We start from the raw sequence: 21,125 nt of genomic DNA, 5'->3' as shown, positions 1-21,125 counted from the left end.
CGCTCCCCTAAGGTCTTGATCGCCGTCAGCGGTATTCCATCGAGCCAGGGCGTGGAGCAGGACATGAACTACAAAACCGTAATGGTCAGCCTGGCGCTGGACAAGCCGAATGATGCCTGCCTCGCGGTGGCCGGAGATATCGCGGAGCGCTTTGAAGCAAAGGTTATCGGTATCGCAGCGTCCGAGCTCAGGCCGCCGTTGTATTTCGCCGAAGGCCAGTTTGCGCAAAAGCTGATCGATGAGGAAGGACAAGCGGTTCGGAAGCGGTTGTCCGAGCTCGAAGCGGAATTTCGAGCGTCGGTTCAGAAGCGTGCGAAATCCGTGGAGTGGCGTTCGACCCTGGCCCAGCCGGTAGCTTACGTCGCACAGCAGGCCAGGACCGCGGACGTTCTGGTGGTCGGGGCGCGCGCTGAATCCATCGTGGATCCGTGCGCCGCCCCGGATCCGAATGGCCTGGTGATGCAAGCCGGTCGTCCGCTCATCGTCGTGCCGCCGATGATCCAATGGCTCGATCTGAGAAGCGTGCTGGTAGCTTGGAAGGACGTGAGGGAAGCGCGAAGGGCAGTCTTTGACGCGCTGCCGCTCCTTTCCGCCGCCAAAGACGTCACGATTGCGGAAATCGCGGAGGAGGGCACCCATCCGTCGGACGCGCTCCGGCATGTCGAGGACGTGGCGGCGTGGCTGGTCGGCCACGGGATCGTGGCGAGCACGGTCGTTCCGGAAGCCAAGGCTAAAGCTGCCGATCAGCTTGACGAGATTGCCGGTGACATCGGCGCCGGCGTAGTTATCGCGGGCGCCTACGGTCATTCGCGCTTCCAGGAATGGGTGCTTGGTGGAGTCACGCGCCACTTGGCGACGGAGCCGCGCCGATGTTCTTTCCTGTCCCGCTAGGACGCAAACGATGAAATGGACCAGCCGTGTATAGATTTCTCGAGGCGACCGCTGGAGAGTACATGACGCGTGCGGTGAAGACCGTGACGCGGGACGTGACGATGCGCGAGCTCCAGAAGATGTTCGAAGACGTGGATTTCAACGCGTTTCCTGTGTGCGAGAATGGTGACACCGTCGGCCTGGTGACCAAATTCGACTTTTTGAAGTGCTTTGCATTTACCCCGGCACGGATGGTCCCGGGCTACGACGAGCTGATGGCACGGTCCGTAGCAGACGTGATGACCCCTGAGTTCATCTATGTCGATGCCACGACAAAGCTGACGCGGGTATTACAGCTGATGGTGGTTCATCGGATGAAGAGTATCCCTGTGCTGAATGCCGAACAGCGGCTGGTGGGGATCATCGCGCGTGAGGATATCATGCAAGCGCTGGCGCGCAGCGAGTGAACAAGCTGCATAATTTATGATCGGCGCATAAGTCGATACCGACGGCTTGTACTTAATTTGGCAAGTCATCAGGTACGTTGCCAAATTTTCTAAGCACCGTAGTGGCAGTTACCGGATAACCAGTGCGGATGAACGCGACGGCTCCGGCATGACCGAATATCTTCCATAACCCTTGGGCGCGCGATATCGCCGCGGCAGGGCTGGCGCACTTAAAGGACTCACCCGGAATGAGGCCGTCGTTGGTGACGTCGAATGGCAAAGCCACGAATTGAGTGATGTCGCCCATCGGCTATCCTCTCATCGAAAGCACTGCTCCGCACCCGTCACGATTCGTCAATGGCTGGATCAGCTTGCCTTTGCCATCCCGGCGTCTTCCGTGGACTCCAGATACATCCCCGACATGGCATCAACCCAGCACAGATGGTCATGAACCTTCTTCACGCCAGCAACGTTTTCCGCGCCGACAATCGCTGCCTGCCGTGAGCGCTCATCGGTGATGACGCCGCTCAGGTGCACGATGCCGTCGCGCACGACGACGTTGAGGCCGAACGGGCACCAGTCGTTCTGTTGCAGGGTATCTATGATACGGCGGCGAATGTGGTCGTCGTCGGCGGTCGGATCGGGGATTTCGCGAACCAGGCTCGCGACCCCCTGAAGCAGGTTGGCGCGCGACACGATGCCGACGAGCGCCTCTCCGCGCATCACCGGCAGGCGCTTGACGTGATTGTTTTCCATCGTCCTCACGATCTCTTCGAGCGCCGTATCCTCGGTGATCGTGATTGGTTCCCTGGTCATGATCTCGGATACCTTGCGGCCGTGTTCGTGAACGAAGGCGGTTGCCTCTTCCCCCGTGCCAAGGATGAATTTGAGCCACCGGCCGCGTTTGCGCTGAGTCCCGATTTCACTGCGGCGCAAGAAGTCGCCTTCCGAGACGATGCCGACGAGTTTGCCGTTCGCATCCACCACCGGAAGTCCGCTGACATGCTGTTGCAGCATCTTGTTCGCGGCTTCGAGGATGATGGTTTCCGGCGTGACGGTAACGAGGGACCGGGTCATGATCTGATGGGCGCGCATTGCTGATCTCCTTGTTCGTCTTCAGAAATGGCGGAGCGCCGCTGAAAAGCCGACGCCCCGCACGCCCCTTGTTAGGCGGCTGTCTTGGCGGAGGCATGTTAGAGGGGCACGGTCGGCCCACTTTGACGGGGATCAAAGTGTGGCCGTGGAGTTATAGATACGCTGCGAAGGCTAGTTGTGAGGGCAGCGAACGAGATGCACGCCATGGTCCTGACCGCGCCCGGCGCGCCGCTCCAGTTCCAGCAACGGGAGGATCCAACGCCCGGCCCGGGCACCGTGCGCATCAAGATCAGCGCGTGCGGCGTTTGCCGGACCGACCTGCACGTCGTGGATGGCGAGTTGCCGGGCATCAAATATCCCATCGTTCCCGGCCATGAGGTGGTTGGTCGGGTGGATGCGCTCGGCCCCGGTGTAATCCCGCTCAAAATCGGCGAACGCGTCGGGGTTCCCTGGCTCGGTTACACCTGCGGCGAATGTTCCTACTGCAAAAGCGGAAGTGAGAATCTTTGCGATCGGCCGCTGTTCACCGGCTACACGCGCGACGGCGGCTTTGCCACTCACCTTGTTGCGGATGCCCGTTATTGCTTTTCTCTCGGCGAGGTCGGTGACGACGTCGCTATCGCACCCTTGCTCTGCGCGGGCCTGATCGGCTGGCGCTCGCTGGTCATGGCGGGAGACGGCAAGACTCTTGGTATCTTCGGCTTTGGCGCCGCCGGACACATCGTCGCCCAGGTGGCTCGCTGGCAGGGACGCTCGATCTATGCGTTCACGCGCGCGGGAGATACCGAGGCGCAAGCTTTGGCGAAATCCCTTGGCGCGGATTGGGCCGGAGGATCGGAAGAACGGCCCCCAATTCCACTGGACGCGGCCATCATTTACGCGCCTGTCGGCTCGCTCGTGCCGATGGCGTTGCGGGCCGTGCGAAAAGGCGGCCGCGTGGTTTGCGCCGGCATTCATATGTCGGATATTCCCTCCTTCCCCTACAATATCCTCTGGGAGGAACGGCAGCTTCTTTCCGTTGCCAACCTCACGCGTAACGACGGCGTGGAGTTCTTCAAGGTCGCCACACAGGCGGGCATCAAGACGCATACGACCGTCTTCCCGTTACAGGAAGCGAACGAGGTCCTGTCGAAATTGCGATCGGGGCAGATCACCGGCGCCGCGGTGCTGCGGCCATGACACCGGAACCGCCCGCCGATGCGGCTGCAGCCCTCGAAGCTGATCGCCAGCGACGAGTGCTCGATTTTCTCGATGGCTCCCGGTTTGGTACTGCGAAAGGCGGCAAACGGATCGACACTCATGCCTCGGTGGTTTTTCTCGACCATGACAGCGTATTGAAGATCAAACGCGCCGTACGGCTGTCATTTCTCGATTATTCGACCCTCAAGAAGCGCAGGCGAGCCTGTGAAGAAGAATTGCGAGTCAATGCCGCCAATGCGCCAGAACTCTACCGGCGGGTCGTCGCCATCACGCGCGGTAACGATGGTGCCCTTGAAATCGACGGAGCTGGTACTCCGGTTGAATGGGCAGTCGAAATGGCGCGTTTCGATGAGGAACAGACTCTTGATCGCATCGGCGAGTCGAATCCGATCGACCCGTCGCTCGCGGTTGCCCTTGCAGAGGCGATCTTGCAATCCCACGACAAGGCACCGCGCGCCAATGGCGAAAGCTGGCTCGCGTCCATCCCTTCCATCATCGACCGCAACACTGCGAAGTTTCGCGTCGTGCGTGGACTTGAAGCTGCCGTCATAGACCAGCTCGATGCCCGCAGCCACGATCATGCAAGCGCACTTCGCACATTACTCAGCCGGCGCGCCGCGCAAGGTTTTGTCCGGCGCTGCCATGGCGATCTCCATCTGGCCAACATTGCGCTCATCGATGGCAAGCCGTTGCTGTTTGACGCCATCGAATTCGATCCGGTCATTGCCACGACGGATATCCTCTACGATCTTGCCTTTACGCTGATGGATCTGATCCATTTCAATAACGGTTCGGCAGCCAACACACTATTCAACTGGTACCTAGCCGGAGCGTCGGCTGAAAATCTTGATGGTCTCGGTGCGCTACCCCTGTTGCTTTCAATGCGCGCGGCAATCCGCGCGCACGTGCTATTCATGAAGAGCGAGCGGTCCGCGAATGAAGAGGCAGCCTGGGGTGAAGCGAAGCGCTATTTCGATCTGGCGCTGCGCCTTATCACGCCAAATCCGCCGGTACTGGTCGCGATCGGCGGCTTGTCGGGGACGGGGAAGTCGGTCCTTGCGCGCTCGCTTGCGGGCATGATCGAGCCGCCGCCCGGGGCCGTCATCGTTCGCTCGGATGTGGTTCGCAAGCTTCTGTTCGGTGTCAGTGAAACCACCGCCCTGCCAGCCGAAGCCTACCGGGCTGATGCGTCGTGCCGGACATACGAGGCTCTTTCAAACACCGCGCAACGGGTTCTTGCCCAGGGAGCCTCTGTCATCCTCGACGCCTCGTTCATGCAGGAAGCCCAGCGGACCGCGCTTTTCCATCTGGCGCGTGAGCGCAGTGTGCGCTTCGTCGGCTTGTTTCTCACGGCGGATCTTGCGACCCGGCTGGCGCGGATCGCGCATCGGGAACACGATGCGTCGGACGCGACGCGGGACGTCGCCCTGAAACAGGAAACCTCCGCAATTGGTGCCATGGACTGGCATGTGGTCGATGCGTCTGGCGCGCCAGAAGATACGCTGCGCCGAAGCGCCGCCTGTGTCCCCGAAGCCAACTGCGCATCGGCCAATGGCGGGAGGCTCGCGTACCAGGCTTGATGTGCATCAACTGTGATGCAGCGTCCATCGGCTACTCATCGAAAATGAGGTTGATGGGCCCTCGGGCCACATCTGCTGGTGGCTACCCATGACGCGGGCTACGCGTCTTCGCGAATGCTTGGGAGAGCAACGATGTTCAAGAATATCCTGGTTCACATTCCGACCGAGCGGCCGGCAAGACCGGTGATTGACGTCGCAGTCTCGCTGACGGCAGCGCGCGGATCGCATCTTGATGCGATCGCGATCGGCTATGAATCCACGAGTGCCGCCGGGTTCGCGGTCGAAGGCGGCACTGCTGTTGCCGCCTTGATGGAAATGGAACACGAGCGGGCGTCGGAAAGGGCCGATTCCGCGATCTCTGTGTTTGCGACCGAAGCCAGGCTCGCCGAGATCTCGTATGGCGTCAGGACTGTCGCTGCGATCCCCGCAGAGGCCGAAGAGACCATCGGAACGCTTGCGCGGCTCTACGATTTGACAGTCGTGCTCCAGCCGGAGCGCTCGTTTTCAAGCTATGACAACATTATTCCTCAGGGGATCCTTTTCAATTCAGGCGGGCCCATGCTGATGGTCCCCTACATCCATAAGGGACCCTTTGACGGCCGTCATGTCGGAATCGCCTGGGACGGAAGCCGGTTAGCTGCGCGCGCGTTGCGCGACGCGATGCCATACCTGACAGCCGCCGAAACCGTGACGGCGATTGCCGTGAACGAGGATCGGGAAAATGCGGGTGAGGTATCTTTAGATCGACTCGTCAGTCATCTCGATGGGCGCGGCATCAAAGCCCGCACTGAACGGCTGACCGCAGACCAAGGCAACGTTCACGGCACCATTCTGTCGATCGCGGCCGACAGCAGTATCAGCTTGCTGGTGATGGGCGGATACGGTCATTCACGATTTCAGGAGAGAATTCTCGGTGGCGTCACCCGCGGCATGTTCGATTCGATGACGGTCCCGGTACTGATGTCGCATTGACTTCCTCGCGCGGCATGCGCTGCGAAAGGCCCGGGGTTCAAACCTCGTTTCAACCATAGAGAAAGCCATGACTGTTCATAACCACGCCGTCGTCTGGATCGACCATCTCGTCGCCAAAGTCTTCTTTCTGGGCCTGGATGCGGCTGATGAGTTGACGATTCATGCGCACCCGCCGACCGAGCATCTGCATCACAAGGCCAATACCATCGGCTCCGGTAAAGCGTCGGATGACCCGGCCTTCTTCCAGCAGATCGAAGAGGCGCTCCAACACAGCGAAGCAATCCTCATTCTGGGTCCGGGAAACGAGAAAACGTTGCTGCTGAAATATCTCCGGGAAAGCCAGCGCTCCCCCAAGGCGCGTAACCTCCGGGTCGAAGCCTGCGATCACCCGTCCGATCGCGAAGTCATCGCGCTCGGACGCCGGCACTTCCATCTCGGCGAGCCTGCGCGCTGAGGCCTGCCTTGGAGGGGTCGTGTGGTGGATTCCAACTCTATCGTGCTGCGCATGAATGCCCTGGCGAAGCCAATCATGAGCAGCGATCACGCAAGAGCGGAATCCGTGGATCGCGACGGTCTGCTCGCGGCCATCAGCCGACTTCAGCCTGATGCGCTCTTCGCTGAGCTCGCCTCAAATCCAGTTGGACTTTCTGAAGCCGAGGCTGAAGCACGGTTGAAGAAAATCGGGCTCAATCTCATCGCCCGGGAACGCAAAGCGACGATCCTTGAGGAACTCTGGGGCCGAGCACGCAACCCGTTGAACGCCTTGCTGCTGACCTTGGCGGGCACGTCGTATGTTTTGGGAGACGTCCGCGCTGCGATAGTGATCGCGGTCATGGTCATCCTAGCAATCACAACGGCCTTCGTCCAGGAGCACCGGTCAAACGAAGCAGCGGCGCGGCTGCGGGCCATGGTCCACACCACCGCAAGTGTCAGGCGTACCCCCGGCCGAGCGGAGGAGGATCCGTTTCATGAAATCCCCCTCGAGCAACTGGTTCCGGGCGATGTCGTGCGCCTTTCCGCGGGAGACATGATACCGGCCGACCTGCGCCTGCTCGAAGCCAAGGACCTGTTCATCAACCAATCCGCGCTTACGGGCGAGTCCATGCCCACGGAACGGCACGGTCACGCGTGCGACGGCCAATCCGAGAATGTCTTCGGCCTGCCAAATCTCTGCTTCATGGGCGCCAACGTGGTCTCGGGCTACGGCACCGGGGTGATCGTACAGACCGGGTCGAAGACATTCTTCGGCCAGCTTGCGCACGAGATTGCCGGGCGACGCGTGCCGACGGCCTTCGACAAGGGTATCAACAAGTTCACCTGGCTGATGATCCGCTTCATCCTGGTTATGGTGCCCGCGGTTTTTTTCATCAACGGTTTCACGAAACACGATTGGCTGGAAGCGCTGCTGTTCGCCGTGGCCGTGGCAGTTGGTCTCACGCCCGAGATGTTGCCGATGATCGTTACGGTGAACCTGGCCAAGGGTGCGATAGCCATGTCGCGCCAGAAGGTTATCGTAAAGCGCCTGAACGCCATTCAGAATTTCGGAGCGATGGACGTCTTGTGCACGGACAAGACCGGCACCCTCACACAGGATCGTATTATCCTGAAGCGGCATCTCGATATCTGTGGACGTGATTCCGAACGCGTCCTTCAGTACGCGTTCCTGAACAGCCATTTCCAGTCAGGGCTCAAGAACCTGCTGGACAAGGCAGTTCTGGCTCATGCCGAACTCCACGAACAACTGAGCATTGCCGGCGGGTACGCCAAACTCGATGAAATTCCCTTCGACTTTTCGCGGCGCCGTCTATCGGTCGTCGTTTCGCGCGAGGATGGCAAGCACATTCTGATTTGCAAAGGCGCCGTCGAAGAGATCTTTGCCGTCTGCTCCAAATACTGCCTGCAAACGGAATCGGGCCCGCTCGACGAAAATCATTTTACCGCCGCCAAGCAGCAAACGATTGCGCTCAACTCGGACGGCTTTCGGGTGGTTGCGGTTGCCTACAAGGAGATGGATCCGGAAAAGACGACCTATTCGGTTGGAGACGAGGCCGATCTGACGCTGCTCGGATACATCGCTTTCCTCGATCCACCGAAGGAAAGCGTGCGCGCGGCCATCGCGGCGCTGGCGGCCAAAGGCGTTCAAGTCAAGGTCCTTACCGGCGACAATGAGATCATAACGCGCAAGATTTGCCGCGAGGTAGGACTTGACCCTGGAGAAATCCTGCTCGGCTATAGGATAGCTTCGATGAACGACGCTGATCTTGCCGATATTGCCGATAGCACCACCGTCTTTGCAAAATTGACGCCGGAGCAGAAGGAGCGCGTTGTGCGCGCCCTTCACGCCAAGGGGCACGTCGTCGGGTTCCTTGGTGACGGCATCAACGACAGCCCAGCGCTGAAGGTAGCTGACGTGGGAATCTCGGTCGACACGGCGGTCGACATTGCCAAGGAATCGGCTGACATCATCCTGCTCGACAAGAGCCTGATGGTCCTCCAGGAGGGTGTCACGGAGGGCCGCAAGGTATTCGCTAATATCACCAAATACATCAAGATGGGGGCAAGCTCCAATTTCGGAAATATGTTCAGCGTGCTCGGAGCGAGCCTGTTTCTGCCGTTCCTGCCGATGGCGCCGATCCAGGTTCTGACCAACAATCTGCTCTACGATTTTTCCCAGACCACGATTCCGACCGACAACGTCGATGAAGAGTATCTGGCATCGCCGCGAAAATGGGATATCGGCAACATCTTCAAATTCATGGTCTTCATCGGACCGATCAGTTCGTTGTTCGACTACGCCACCTACGGCATGATGTTGTATGTGTTCGATGCTTGGAGCAATCCGTCGTTGTTCCAGACCGGATGGTTCGTCGAATCCCTTCTGACGCAAACTCTCATCATCCATATCATCAGAACGGCGAGAATTCCGTTCATCGAGAGCCATGCCAGCCCGGCCTTGATTGCGACGACTGTGATCATCTGCGCTGTGGGAATGACGTTGCCCTTCACATGGGCAGGTTCCGCGCTCGGTTTTGTGCCGCTTCCCTGGCTCTACTGGCCATTGGTCGCGGCCATGATGGTGACCTATGCCGCACTCACTCATCTGGTGAAAGTCTGGTTCATGCGGAAGTGGGGACTCTAGGCGGCACGAACCTAGTCGACCGGGTCGGTAGAGGTTGCCTGATCATTGACCTGCCGCAAATCCCATCAGCCGGCCATCGCCTAGAATGGACCCGTGGTCGCGATCGTCGCGCAATACTCAAGAGTTCCGAAAGCAAAGCGAGGAAGACGCCATGATGCGTGTTGCGTTGGTGACGGGAGGTACGAGAGGTATTGGCGCCGCGATCAGCAGGGCGTTGAAGGCCGCAGATTACAAGGTCGCGGCGAGCTATGCGGGCAATGACGCGGCGGCGGAAAAATTCAAGGCCGAAACCGGCATTCCCGTCTACAAGTGGGATGTCAGTTCGTTCGACGCCTGCGCCGCCGGTGTCAAGCAGGTCGAGGCTGACCTCGGTCCGGTCGAGATCCTCGTCAACAATGCTGGCATCACCAGGGATACCGCGTTCCACAAGATGACGCTCAAGCAGTGGAACGCCGTGATCAACACTAATCTCGGCTCGCTGTTCAACATGACGCGTCAGGTGATCGAGGGCATGCGCGCCCGCAAATTCGGCCGCATCATCTCGATCTCGTCGATCAACGGCCAGAAGGGTCAGTTCGGCCAGGTCAATTATTCCGCCGCCAAGGCCGGAGACATTGGCTTCACCAAGGCGCTCGCGCTGGAGAATGCCAGGGCCGGTATCACGGTGAATGCGATCTGTCCGGGCTATATCAACACCGAGATGGTGCAGGCGGTGCCGAAGGAGGTGCTGGACAAGAGCATCCTGCCGCTCATCCCGGTCAATCGCCTCGGCGAGCCCGGTGAAATCGCCCGCGCGGTTGTTTTCCTCGCAGCCGCCGAGGCCGGTTTCATCACGGGGTCGACTATTTCGATCAACGGCGGGCAATTCATGGTCTGAGGATGCAACGGTGGTGGCCCGATTTGAGTTTGATGCAGCTCAAAGTGTACGCCGGCGCAGAGTCGTATTGTCTTGCATGAAACTCTCACCGGAGGTCGTCATGTCCATGCCAGAATTTTCCGAAGCAGTTGGAGCGACAGCTGAGCAATCGGCGGCCGAGGCCGCGACCAGCACCGACAAGGCCAGCAATCGCGCCACCAACTTCATTTTCGGCGCCGAAAAATTGATGCTTGAGGAGCTGGTGTTCGCCGGCAACGAGATGTTTGAACGGGCGCAAACCGAGACGCACCTGTTGTCGGAATTCGTGTCGAAGATGGCCGGCGCGCACTCCATGAAAGACATCGGGACGATGTACGAGGAATGCGCCAGGCATCAGATCGAGTTTGTTCGCCGCGACTGCAATCGGCTTTTGAGGAATGGCGAACATCTTATCGAAGCCGCTTCGAAGCTGTTCAAGAGCCATCCGTTGAACTGAGCAGTATCCATGCGACCGATATCGACCTCGCCGAAGGTGGAAGCACCAGCGTTGCCTTGTCCGGCGCATGACGCGGTTGACGTGCCGACAGCGCCCAGCAGCGAACAAGCACCCCAGGCCGGCCAGCAGCGGGAAGGCGAGGCACGTCAGGCCGACCGCGCGTTTCATGCGATGCTGGCGCGCTTGACCGGGGGCATTTCACCGGCAGCCCTGTTGCTTGCCTATACGGACTGGCTCTCGCATCTGGCGGCGTCGCCGCAGCGGCAGATCGAGATATCGCAGGATGCATTGGTGGGCGCGAAGCGGTTGTTCGAGTCCGCGCAGCATTATTTCTCGCCCGGGCAGGGGCCCTGGTCCTTGATCAGGCCGCAGCCGCAGGACCGGCGGTTTGAGCGGCCAGAATGGGAGAGCCCACCGTTCAACCTGTTCGCACAGGCATTTTTGCTGGGAGAGCAATGGTGGCACAACGCAACCACCGGCGTGCGGGGCGTTTCCAGGCAGAACGAGGCGATCGTCGAGTTTTCGATCCGGCAGTTGCTGGATGTGCTGGCCCCGTCCAATTTCGCGGCTACTAATCCCGAAGTGTTGCAGAAGGCGTTCCAGAGTGGCGGCCAGAATTTCGTGTTCGGCTGGCAAAACTTTTGCAGCGACTGGATGGGCCTTGTGTCGGTGGGCAGGCGATCAGCTGACGGCGACGATTTCGGCGTCGGTGAGACCGTTGCGACGTCGCCAGGCAAAGTCGTGTTTCGCAACGAGCTGATCGAACTGATCGAGTATTATCCGACCACCAGCAAGGTGCGTCCGGAACCGATCCTGATCGTGCCGGCCTGGATCATGAAATACTATATTTTGGACTTGTCGCCGCACAATTCGCTGGTGAAGTATCTCACCGGTGAAGGGTTTACCGTGTTCATGATCTCGTGGCGTAACCCGGACGCTGGAGACCGCAATATCGCCTTCGACGACTACCGCAAGCTCGGCGTGGAAGCCGCGCTCGCCACGATAGAAGACATCGTGCCCGACCGCCAGGTTCATGCACTGGGCTATTGTCTGGGCGGAACATTGTTGTCGATCGCCGCCGCGACCATGGCGCGGGATGGCGACAAGAGATTGAAGTCGATCACCTTGCTTGCCGCGCAAACGGACTTCACCGAGGCCGGCGAATTGACCTTGTTCATCAACGAAAGCCAGGTCGCATTTCTCGAAGACATAATGTGGGAGCGCGGCGTACTCGACACCACGCAGATGGCCGGCGCGTTCCAGCTGCTGCGCTCCAATGATCTGATCTGGTCACGGATCACCCGCGACTATCTCATGGGAGAGCGGGCGCCGCCCAGCGACCTGATGGCCTGGAACGCCGACGCCACCCGCCTCCCATACCGGATGCATTCGGAATACCTGCGCAGGCTGTTTCTCAACAACGACCTGGCCGAAGGCCGCTACCTCGTTGAGGGGAAGCCGATCTCGCTGTGTGATATTCATACGCCACTATTCGTGGTCGGGACGGTTCGCGATCATGTCGCTCCCTGGAAATCTGTCTACAAGCTCCACTATCAGGTAGATGCGGACGTTACGTTCCTTCTGACCAGCGGGGGCCACAATGCAGGGATCGTGGCGCCGCCGAGCGAGCAGGCGCATAGCTATCAGGTCAAGACGAAGGCGGCAGATGCTCCATATACCGGGCCTGACGAATGGTTGAGGACGGTACCGCAGGTCAAAGGATCGTGGTGGCCGGAATGGACCAGGTGGTTGGCCGCACGATCCGGTGAGCCATCGGAGCCGCCACCCATGGGCGTTACGCCTGCTGACGGCGGCAGGTTGCCGGATGCTCCCGGCGACTATGTCCGTGAATGAGGGAGCGCGCCGCTCGGTACCGGCGCGCGATGACGGCGGATCCTTGGCAACACCGCGTGAGCTGATTGCTTCTGCGCGCCGTTCGCAGGTGGCGCGGTTTATTTTCCGATTGATTTCGCTCAAAAGCCGCGCCGGCGATCTCGGCCAATCTTGCTGATCTCGGCACTCGCAAGGATATGGTCAATGTCGTTTGAACGCGTCCTGCGATGGACACTCGTCTCGATCGCGGTTGTGGGGCTGGCCGCGGGCGGCGTCGGCTATGCCAAGCACCGAAGCGACATCGCCGATCTCAGCTTTACGCTGGCGACGGTCCCTGTCATCGCGGGTTTGGCAATTTCGATGATACGGGACTTGCTGGCCGGCCGCTTGGGCGTCGATGCGATCGCGCTGATATCGATGAGCGCCGCTCTGGCGCTTGGACAGCCGCTTGCCGGCGCCGTGGTCGCGCTGATGTATTCCGGCGGAAACGTGCTCGAGGACATTGCGGTCGCACGGGCCGAACATGATCTGCGCTCGCTCGTCGACCGTGCCCCGCGCGAGGCCCATCGGCGGGATGGCGATCGGATCGACGAGGTACCGATCGCAGAGATCGCTGTGGGTAACCAGCTTCTGGTCAGGGCGGGCGAAATCGTTCCGGTTGACGGCGTCCTTGCTTCGGGTGCTGCAACGATCGACGAGTCAGCGCTGACCGGCGAACCGATTCCGGTCGCGAAAACACTTGGCACCGCCATCCTCTCCGGTTCCCTCAATGCCGGCGAAGCCTTTGAGCTGACCACGACCGCTCCCGCCGGCGAAAGCACCTATGCTGGCATCGTGCGGCTGGTGACGGCGGCGCAGACCGCAAAAGCGCCCTTCGTGCGGCTGGCCGACCGCTATGCGCTTGTTTTCCTGCCCGTCACGCTCGCCATCGCCGTACTGGCTTGGCTGATCTCCGGTGACCTCATCCGCAGTCTCGCCGTGCTGGTCGCGGCGACGCCGTGCCCGCTGATACTGGCGGCGCCGGTCGCTTTCATCGCCGGTGTTGCGCAAGCGGCCCGGCGCGGCATCCTGGTGAAGGGCGGGGGACCTTTGGAAGCGCTGGCGCGCGCGCATACCGTGCTGTTCGACAAGACCGGGACGCTGACGGTCGGCGGCGCGCGGCTGCTGTCGGTCGAGGCCGCGCCGGGCGAGGATGCTGAGAAGGTGCTGATGCTGGGCGCTTCGCTCGAGCAGGCCTCGCATCATGTGCTGGCCAAGGCCGTGGTTGCGGCGAGCGTCGAGCGCGGCCTCAAGCTCAGCATCCCCGCGCAGGTCAAGGAATCCGTGGGTGCCGGGCTGCATGGCGTGATCGACGGTCGCCATGTGAGCGCAGGTTCGCGCGACCTGGTGCTCGTCGGCGGCGAACTCACGCCTTGGGAGTTGCGGGCGATCCGGCGCGCCTCGTGGCGGTCGGCGCTGGTTGTCTTCGTCGCGGTTGAGGGGCGGCCGGTCGGTGCCTTGCTGCTTGCCGACGAACTTCGATCCGATACGCCGCGGGCGATCCGTCTTTTGCGCGACGCCGGTGTTGCGCGCATGGTCATGGTCACCGGCGACCGCGCCGCGGCGGCGCAGGCCATCGGCGCGGCGCTCGATCTCGATGCGGTGCTGTCCGATCGCGTTCCCTCCGACAAGGTCGACGCGGTGCGCTCGGAGCAGCGGCTTCATCCGACCATCATGGTCGGTGACGGCATCAACGACGCTCCAGCGCTTGCCGCGGCGGATGTCGGGATCGCGCTTGGCGCCCGCGGCGCCAGCGCTTCATCGGAGGCGGCCGACGTAGTGATCCTCACCGACCGGCTCGATCGCGTTGGCGAGGCGATCGCGATCGCGCAGCGGGCGCGACGCATCGCGGTCGAAAGCATCGTCGCGGGCATGGGCCTGTCGCTGCTGGCGATGCTGGCCGCAACCGTCGGCTGGCTGCAGCCCGTGCCGGCGGCGATCGTCCAGGAGGTGATCGACGTTGCCGTGATCCTGAATGCGCTGCGCGCGCTGACCCCGGCCCATCGCAATGGCGGCCGGCGCATCACGGCGGAACGCGGACGCGAGTTGCATCGCGACCATCTGGCGCTCCTCAAGAATCTCGACCGCCTGCGCACGATCGTCGATACGCTCGACGATGCTGCCCCCGAAGCCGCTGGCGCGCTGATCATGGAAGCCAACGCACTGGTGCAGGAACGCGTGGTGACGCATGAGCGTGACGACGAGGGCAGCGTCTATCCGCGGCTCGCCAATGTGCTCCGGGAACGCCACAGTCTCTCCGCCATGAGCCGTGCGCACCGCGAAATATTGCATCTCGCCCGGCTGCTGGGCCGCGTGGCGGCAGATCTCGCTTCGGAAAAGATCGACCGCTATCTGATCCGCGACGCCCAGCGGGTGATTGAGGCGATTGAAACCCTGGTGCGCATGCACACGGCCCAGGAGGAGGATATCTACGAGGCGGTGGAGGGGCACGGGCCGGCCTGAGCGGCGGACATTCAAAGCCAGCGCAATCCGCAATCTCTCAAGTCTAGGGCAAATGGTAACGCGTAGACGAAATTCCGCAGCGCCATCACTCTAATTGGCTGACATAGGCCGCAACGGCCTTGATCTGCGCTTCAGTAAGATCGTGGGCGATCGGCTGCATAATCGCCGACGTGTCGGGCTGATCCTTGTTCTGCCCTCTTTCCTTTTCCCAATTCGTAAGCTTCCTGAAGATGTAGTCATGAAGTTGACCTGCCAGCCGCGGAAATGCATCGGCCCCCTTCGCATCCGGCCCGTGACAGGAGGCGCAGGGAGGAACGTTGGCGCTCGGAACACCTTCCTCGTAAATCTTCTTGCCCTCAGGCACGAGCTCCTTTGTGGCACCTCCCAACGGCTTCGGATTGAGGTCTTTGAAATATGTGGTCAAGGCCGCGACCATCGACGGCTTCAGAACATGCGCGACATTGAACATGACAGGGTTCGTGCGCCGGCCCTCGATAAACGCCTGCAATTGATTCTGGAGATACTCCGGCTGCTGTCCCGCAAGCCGCGGCATCGGAAAAGACCCGCGAAAACCTTGCGCCACCAAGCCATGGCAGGTCTTGCAATAATCTGTCTTGGCCTTGAGTTCTTGCCCAGAGACGGCGGACGCCGCCTTGTCCTCCGCATGCGCCAGCGCGGCGAAAATGGAGAGGACGACGGCAAAGGCTGCTGTCGGCGATACCGATCGTACCCTCATGGAACCCCGCCTTTGATCGGCTCAAGCTACGCTGCGCCGGGGACTTTGGTCCAGCCTGATTTTTCCGGTGGCGGTTGATCCAGATCAAAGCCAGCCGGACGAATTTCGCGTTTTTGCTGATACACGACGAGGGATTCTCGTTGTATCAGTGGTGTTGCCCCGCGACGAAACGCAGCGTTTCGCCGAACGTTCTAGTGTTGGCTGCAACCTATAGTTGCTAAAATGTCTCGCCGCCATTGAAATCGGATTCGACCCAGCGAATGTCGCTTGGCCAAGCTCTCCACTCTTGGCCTATTGTTCGCGAGCGCGCCTGGCAATTCGATTCCTGTTTGCCGTGAGCGCACCGCGATGGGACAGCGCGCGATGCGGGGGTACCGTTCTAGTCGACTCTCCGGGAATGGCAGGCTATTCGCTGCGCTCGTGCTTGCTGCAGTGCTGGCGGGCTGCATGACAATTGGCTCTACTTCGCCAGCACAAGCGCTGCCGAGCTTCGCACGTCAGACTGGACAGCCCTGCGGTACCTGCCACACCGATTTCCCCGCGCTTACCCCTTACGGAAGACGGTTCAAGCTGCTCGGATACACCCCTGGCGGCGGCGAGTTTCGCACGACGCCGTTCTCATCCAACGCCGGACGCGACGCACGCGCCGAACTCGACAAATTGCGCGGCTATGCCAAGGCGATTGAACCTCCGGCGAGTGATGGTAACAAGGAATACGTGCCGCCGCTCTCGATGATGGCGATTGTCGGCTTCACCCACACCCAAGCGCCACTGCCCCCGCCGACGGACCCCTACAGCCCAAACGACAACACCGTGCTCTCGCCATTCAGCGCGTTCTGGGGCGGAGCCATCACCAACGATATCGGCGCGTTCGCGCAGGTCACCTATAACGCGCCGCCTGCCGGCGGATTCGGGGATCCGTTCGGACACACCTGGACCTGGGACAATACCGATGTTCGTTTTGCCAGGACGGCGAGCATCGGCCCGCTCGACCTTGTCTACGGCATCACGGCCAACAACAATCCGACCGTCCAGGATTTGTGGAACACTACGCCGGCCTGGTCATTCCCCTATGCGGTATCGACGCTTGCACCGACCCCCTCAAGCAAGACGATGATCGAGGGCGCTTTCGCCGCGCATGTCGGTGGCGTCGGCGCCTACACCTTGATCAACGATCTGCTCTATCTCGAAGTCACGGGTTACAAGACGCTCGGGTTCAGCCAGCAGAACGCGCTGGGCACTGACCCGTTCGGCGCGCCCGGTCTGTTTGGCAGCGTGGCGCCGTATTGGCGCGTCGCCCTCGAGCCGCATTGGGGCAGGCACTCGCTGATGGTCGGCACCTTCGGAATGTACTTCGATGTGCATCCTTGGCTCGATACAAGCTTCGCGAGTTTTTCGACCGGAACGTTTCCGCTATCGGATAAGTTCACGGACATCGGCTTTGATACGCAATACCAGTATCAAGGCGACAATTACTGGCTGACGTTGCGCGGCAGTTATATTCGCGAGTTTCAGCGGCTCGATTCGAGCTTCGCCAACTTTGCTTCGTCCAATCCGACCAACCTCCTGAACAGCCTGAAGCTGCAAGCCTCGTTCGCTTATGGCGGCGACAACCGGATCGTTTTCACCGGACAATATTTCAATATCTGGGGCACCGCCGATGCGACCCTGTTCGGGACCGATCCCGTCACCGGGTTGGCCATGACCCCGAACAGCGACGGCTTCCAGGCTGAAATCGCCTACATCCCGTTCGGGCTCAGCAAGTCGTTCGGCTGGCCATGGTTCAATGCCCGCATTGGCCTGCAATACACCTATTACAACAAGTTCAACGGCACCACGGTCGGGGCCCACGACAACAACACGCTCTTCCTCCACGCCTGGTTTGCCATGTAGGCGGGCGCGCCCGCAGACGGAGATCGTCAGATGAGAAAACTGCTTTTGGCAAATGCCGCAGCGCTTGCAATGGCCGTCGCGGGACCCGTGCTCGCCGCCGACATGCCGCTCAAGGCGGAGACGCCGTTCGCAGCGCGCTTCAGCTGGACGGGTTGCTACGTTGGCGGCCACGTCGGCGGCGGTTTTGGACGCAAGGACATTACCGATCCGGTGCAGCTGGTGCAGGATTCGTTTCTGGGCGCTGGCTCTACTGTGGACGTCACAACGGTCAGTCCATCGCCGACCGGTGTGGTGATTGGCGGGCAGATCGGCTGCGACTACCAGTTCGCTCCCTCCTGGGTCGTCGGCATCGAGGGTGCCGCGTCCGGTTCGACCATGAGGAACACGAGAACCGTCGGGCTGCCGCTCAGCCCCCCCGACACGGCCCTGGTGAAGGCCAATACCGACTTTCTGCCGAGCCTGACTGTTCGCCTGGGCTACGCCATCGACAATGTGTTGCTGTACGCCAAGGGGGGCGTCGCGCTCGCCGGAGATAAATACGATGTCACCGGTTCATTCGGCGGTACCCCGTTTGCCTTTGAGGGGTTGGACAATCGCGTGGGGTGGACCGTCGGTGGCGGCGTGGACTGGGCTTTCACGCATCATTGGTCCGCCTTCGTCGAATACGACTACTATCAATTCGGACATGGCAACGTCTTGATGTCCGATCCGGTCAACGTTTTCTCGGGCCTGGTCGACGTCAAGCAAAACATCCAGGTCGTGAAAGTCGGGCTCAACTTTCACGTCTGGGCAGCCGGCTGGTGACGGTCGAACTATGCTAGGGGAGGAGGACAGCGCGGATGTCACCTGACAGGCGCAAGCGCCGTATCTTAGGGGTCACCGGCTTGCGGTTCGTGTGGCCCGCAGTGCTGCTGGCTGTCGGTTTTTCAGTCGTGGGTCGCGCGGAGGACAGAGTGATCGTCGCGAGGCAGGGCGGCCTGGAGGCGAAACTGGAATATTGCAAAACCTGCCACGGGTTGTCAGCGCAGGGGTATCGTGGATATTTTCCAATGCCGCGACTGGCAGGACAGCAACCGCAATATATGGAGAATCAGTTGCGGGCTTTCATCGAGCGCCGGCGCACGAACCCCATCATGGCCAACGTCGCCCACGTGCTGAGCCCCTCAATGGTCTCGGCCTTGGCGACACATTTCAGGAATCTCGATCCCAAGCCGATCGGAGGCGCGCCAAGGGGTTCATTGGCGTTGGGCAAGAGGATCTTCGAGGACGGGCTTCCCGATGCCAATGTGCCGGCCTGCGCGGCCTGTCATGGCTCCGAAGGCAGGGGCCAGAACGAAATTCCGCGGCTGGCGGGCCAGCTCTATGAGTACTCCGTTGGACAGCTCACTGGTTGGACGAAGGTGCGAGGCCAAGGATCGGCAGTCGACACCTCCGCGATCATGGCGCCGACAGCACATAATCTGACGCGATCACAAATTGAAGCCGTCGCGGCCTATGTCAGCTATCTGCAATGAGCGTTTGGATCCCGCATATGCTGCGTCGGCCAATTGAATTGAGCTTTGAGGTCATGAAGCGCACCGGATTGAAAGCCGCGGTCCTGGCGATGGTCGCCTCAATCGCTCCCGCGATGGCCTGGGATGGCGACAGCAGCGTCCGCAACTGCACCTGGTGCCACGGAACATCGGCACAGGGTTACATGGTCGCCCCGAGGTTGGCCGGTCAGCGTCCGGCCTATACCGAAAGCCAGATCAGAAGCTTCCGCGAGCACACGCGTGACAATCCTTTTTCGAAGCAATACATGTGGGGCGCGGTGGCCGCGCTTGATGCTCGCGCCGCCCGCGAGCTCGCGGCCTACTTTGCGACGATCGCGCCCAAACCCGCCAATGACGGCGACAAGAATCTCGTGGCCACGGGCAGAACGATTTATATGGAGGGAATTCCGGAGGCCAACATTGCATCCTGCTATGCCTGTCATGGCCCGAACGCCGAAGGCGTGCGGGAAATTCCTCGCCTTGGGGGGCTTGCTTATTTCTACCTGAAGGCGCGGCTCGAGCAGTGGGGCCAAGGATACCATTCAGGTCCGGCCTCTCCGATGCCGCTGGTTGCGCGACAATTGGGCCCGAACGAAATTGAGGCGCTGGCTTCTTACCTCAGCTTTGTCAAGTAAGCCGTCGCCGTAACACCTCGCTCCAAAGTTCTGGTGATCTCGCCCGCTCGTGCCCGCCGTCAAGATCGCGCGGCACGCCCGGTTCATTGCGCTCGAAAGCGTCATCATTGGGATAGACTCTCGATCCTCGGCATGGCCGCTGCCGCGGATCAGAAGCGCTGGACAGATTCCATGATGCGGTTCTCGGCCGGTCTTGATCAGCTCGTGATCTTCAGCTCTTGAACCTCACCATGTCGATTGTATCCGCGTTCCCGCAATACTCCACATAGTTTGTCGCAGCAGTCCCGGCCGCGAGCTCCTGATGGCACCGACGCTTGTGCGTGCAGAACGAACAGACGCGCTCCATGTCGCGCAATAAGGCCGGCTCCGCCCGCCATACGGCCGCTTCGTCGATGCCCAGCGCCGTGAGCGTGTACGGCAACTCGTTCGCGCCGTCCGACCCCTGCCGCACCAGCATCTCGAGATCGGCGGGCGTTACATTGAGATCGCGCGCCACCCGCTCCAGCTCACCCGGATCGGCTGCGTACCCCATCAGCTCGTTCAACTCCCGACGCTGCTTGAGCCAGTCGCCAAACAGGTCGATCACTTTCGTGACAAAAGGATAAGGTTCACGCTGGGTTGTCGTCATCGCACCCTCCATCGTCTGAAATACAAATTCTGGCCAGCTGCGCCGCCGCTGCGTCAGCAATACGCCGATCGTTCCGCCTCAGCCTCCTGCTCCAGCTGCAAGATATGCCTTCGCACGACCTCGAACCTCTCTTCGACGACCTCACTGAAAAGCGGGTTCCTCTGATCAGTCAGTCTCGAAGCGATCTCCGCCCAGTCCCGAGCTTGCAGAGCCTTGACCGCGGCCGGAAAGAAATCACGCTCTTCCATGGCGATATGGCGCCGTTCCTGCTCGATGAAGTCGCGAATGATGTCGTTGATGTTTTGCCGCAGGAGTTCCTGGTCAGCTAGTACGCTCTCGACCGCCCGCGCGACCCGGCGCAAACCTTCGGCGCCCCTCCGGTGATCGGCCGCGAGATCGCCGACCTTCGCGGCCGCGGCGGGATCGCGTACCTTCAGCTTCTCGAATACCATGTCCTCCGTCGGATGGTGGTAGGCATCGGGATAGACTTGGAAATAAGCGATAACCGCATGGACTACCTCGTAGTCAGGGCGGTCTCCGCGAGCGAAGACGCTCAGCTCGCGCTCGAGAACGAGGAGCAACTTTTCAATGTTGCGATGTTCCTGGCACAAGATTTCAATGACCATTGTGCCCTCCTCAAAGATGATATTTTCTATGATAATTGCCGATGTCGCGCTGTAGGACATTGCGATAGATCAACAAAGTGGGAAAG

20 protein-coding genes are annotated in these 21,125 nt (G+C 60.7%); 14 read left to right on the top strand and 6 right to left on the bottom strand.

Going from position 1 to position 21,125, the window contains the following annotated elements; genetic code table 11:
- The first annotated feature begins 63 nt into the window (after positions 1-63).
- On the top strand, positions 64-891 hold the full coding sequence (locus NL528_RS36835; RefSeq protein ID WP_309179269.1) for a universal stress protein: 828 nt from the start codon (positions 64-66) through the stop codon (positions 889-891).
- A gap of 26 nt (positions 892-917) precedes the next feature.
- Entirely contained in the window at positions 918-1,337 is a 420-nt protein-coding gene (locus NL528_RS36830; protein WP_309179268.1) for a CBS domain-containing protein, read from the top strand.
- 52 nt (positions 1,338-1,389) lie between these two features.
- Here the strand turns inward: NL528_RS36830 and NL528_RS36825 are convergent, their stop codons facing one another.
- Entirely contained in the window at positions 1,390-1,623 is a 234-nt protein-coding gene (locus NL528_RS36825) for a hypothetical protein (protein WP_309179267.1), read from the bottom strand.
- Positions 1,624-1,682: 59 nt separating this feature from the next.
- Positions 1,683-2,411 (bottom strand): CBS domain-containing protein, encoded by a 729-nt coding sequence (locus NL528_RS36820; protein ID WP_309179266.1) that lies wholly within the window; start codon positions 2,409-2,411, stop codon positions 1,683-1,685.
- A gap of 195 nt (positions 2,412-2,606) precedes the next feature.
- Between NL528_RS36820 and NL528_RS36815 the strand changes: the two genes are divergently transcribed.
- The 3 genes from NL528_RS36815 (at position 2,607) to NL528_RS36805 (ending at position 6,163) form a co-directional block, all read left to right on the top strand.
- A complete protein-coding gene (locus NL528_RS36815; RefSeq protein ID WP_309185151.1) occupies positions 2,607-3,590 on the top strand; it encodes a zinc-dependent alcohol dehydrogenase family protein in 984 nt (327 codons plus the stop codon).
- Positions 3,587-5,191 (top strand): AAA family ATPase, encoded by a 1,605-nt coding sequence (locus NL528_RS36810; protein ID WP_309179265.1) that lies wholly within the window; start codon positions 3,587-3,589, stop codon positions 5,189-5,191. The genes NL528_RS36815 and NL528_RS36810 overlap by 4 nt, the downstream gene beginning before the upstream one ends.
- A 132-nt stretch (positions 5,192-5,323) precedes the next feature.
- The gene (locus NL528_RS36805; protein ID WP_309179264.1) at positions 5,324-6,163 is read left to right on the top strand and encodes a universal stress protein; all 840 of its coding nucleotides are present in this window, start codon (positions 5,324-5,326) and stop codon (positions 6,161-6,163) included.
- 49 nt (positions 6,164-6,212) lie between these two features.
- On the opposite strand, the gene NL528_RS36800 is transcribed toward NL528_RS36805, so the two are convergent.
- Positions 6,213-6,596, bottom strand: a complete 384-nt coding sequence (locus NL528_RS36800) for a hypothetical protein (protein ID WP_309179263.1) — start codon at positions 6,594-6,596, stop codon at positions 6,213-6,215.
- 96 nt (positions 6,597-6,692) lie between these two features.
- Here NL528_RS36800 and mgtA point away from each other — a divergent pair, with 96 nt between their 5' ends.
- The 5 genes from mgtA to NL528_RS36775 all read left to right on the top strand — a co-directional run bounded on the left by mgtA (position 6,693) and on the right by NL528_RS36775 (position 14,989).
- Complete coding sequence (gene mgtA, locus NL528_RS36795; RefSeq protein ID WP_375144096.1) at positions 6,693-9,302, top strand: magnesium-translocating P-type ATPase; 2,610 nt, start codon at positions 6,693-6,695, stop codon at positions 9,300-9,302.
- 151 nt (positions 9,303-9,453) lie between these two features.
- A complete protein-coding gene (gene phbB, locus NL528_RS36790) occupies positions 9,454-10,179 on the top strand; it encodes an acetoacetyl-CoA reductase (RefSeq protein WP_309179262.1) in 726 nt (241 codons plus the stop codon).
- A gap of 10 nt (positions 10,180-10,189) precedes the next feature.
- Entirely contained in the window at positions 10,190-10,654 is a 465-nt protein-coding gene (locus NL528_RS36785) for a hypothetical protein (protein WP_309179261.1), read from the top strand.
- A 171-nt stretch (positions 10,655-10,825) separates the two neighbouring features.
- Complete coding sequence (locus NL528_RS36780; RefSeq protein WP_309185148.1) at positions 10,826-12,508, top strand: alpha/beta fold hydrolase; 1,683 nt, start codon at positions 10,826-10,828, stop codon at positions 12,506-12,508.
- Positions 12,509-12,691: 183 nt separating this feature from the next.
- Positions 12,692-14,989, top strand: a complete 2,298-nt coding sequence (locus NL528_RS36775; protein ID WP_309179260.1) for a heavy metal translocating P-type ATPase — start codon at positions 12,692-12,694, stop codon at positions 14,987-14,989.
- Positions 14,990-15,074: 85 nt separating this feature from the next.
- Here NL528_RS36775 and NL528_RS36770 read toward each other — a convergent pair whose 3' ends face one another.
- Positions 15,075-15,725 (bottom strand): c-type cytochrome, encoded by a 651-nt coding sequence (locus tag NL528_RS36770; RefSeq protein WP_309179259.1) that lies wholly within the window; start codon positions 15,723-15,725, stop codon positions 15,075-15,077.
- Positions 15,726-16,172: 447 nt separating this feature from the next.
- Here NL528_RS36770 and NL528_RS36765 point away from each other — a divergent pair, with 447 nt between their 5' ends.
- The 4 genes from NL528_RS36765 (at position 16,173) to NL528_RS36750 (ending at position 19,785) form a co-directional block, all read left to right on the top strand.
- Positions 16,173-17,618, top strand: a complete 1,446-nt coding sequence (locus tag NL528_RS36765) for a cytochrome C (protein ID WP_309179237.1) — start codon at positions 16,173-16,175, stop codon at positions 17,616-17,618.
- A gap of 30 nt (positions 17,619-17,648) precedes the next feature.
- Positions 17,649-18,422 carry an outer membrane beta-barrel protein gene (locus tag NL528_RS36760; RefSeq protein WP_309179236.1) on the top strand — a complete coding sequence of 258 codons (774 nt, stop codon included), beginning with the start codon at positions 17,649-17,651 and terminating at the stop codon, positions 18,420-18,422.
- Positions 18,423-18,667: 245 nt separating this feature from the next.
- Complete coding sequence (locus NL528_RS36755; RefSeq protein WP_309179258.1) at positions 18,668-19,132, top strand: c-type cytochrome; 465 nt, start codon at positions 18,668-18,670, stop codon at positions 19,130-19,132.
- Positions 19,133-19,149: 17 nt separating this feature from the next.
- Positions 19,150-19,785 carry a c-type cytochrome gene (locus tag NL528_RS36750; protein WP_309179257.1) on the top strand — a complete coding sequence of 212 codons (636 nt, stop codon included), beginning with the start codon at positions 19,150-19,152 and terminating at the stop codon, positions 19,783-19,785.
- A 211-nt stretch (positions 19,786-19,996) separates the two neighbouring features.
- On the opposite strand, the gene NL528_RS36745 is transcribed toward NL528_RS36750, so the two are convergent.
- Entirely contained in the window at positions 19,997-20,413 is a 417-nt protein-coding gene (locus tag NL528_RS36745; RefSeq protein ID WP_309179256.1) for a hypothetical protein, read from the bottom strand.
- 53 nt (positions 20,414-20,466) lie between these two features.
- Complete coding sequence (locus NL528_RS36740; RefSeq protein ID WP_309179255.1) at positions 20,467-21,039, bottom strand: hemerythrin domain-containing protein; 573 nt, start codon at positions 21,037-21,039, stop codon at positions 20,467-20,469.
- Between the last annotated feature and the right edge of the window lie 86 nt (positions 21,040-21,125).

It is taken from the genome of Bradyrhizobium sp. Ash2021 (assembly GCF_031202265.1).
Lineage (GTDB): Bacteria > Pseudomonadota > Alphaproteobacteria > Rhizobiales > Xanthobacteraceae > Bradyrhizobium.
This window is presented reverse-complemented; position numbering and strand designations above follow the sequence as displayed.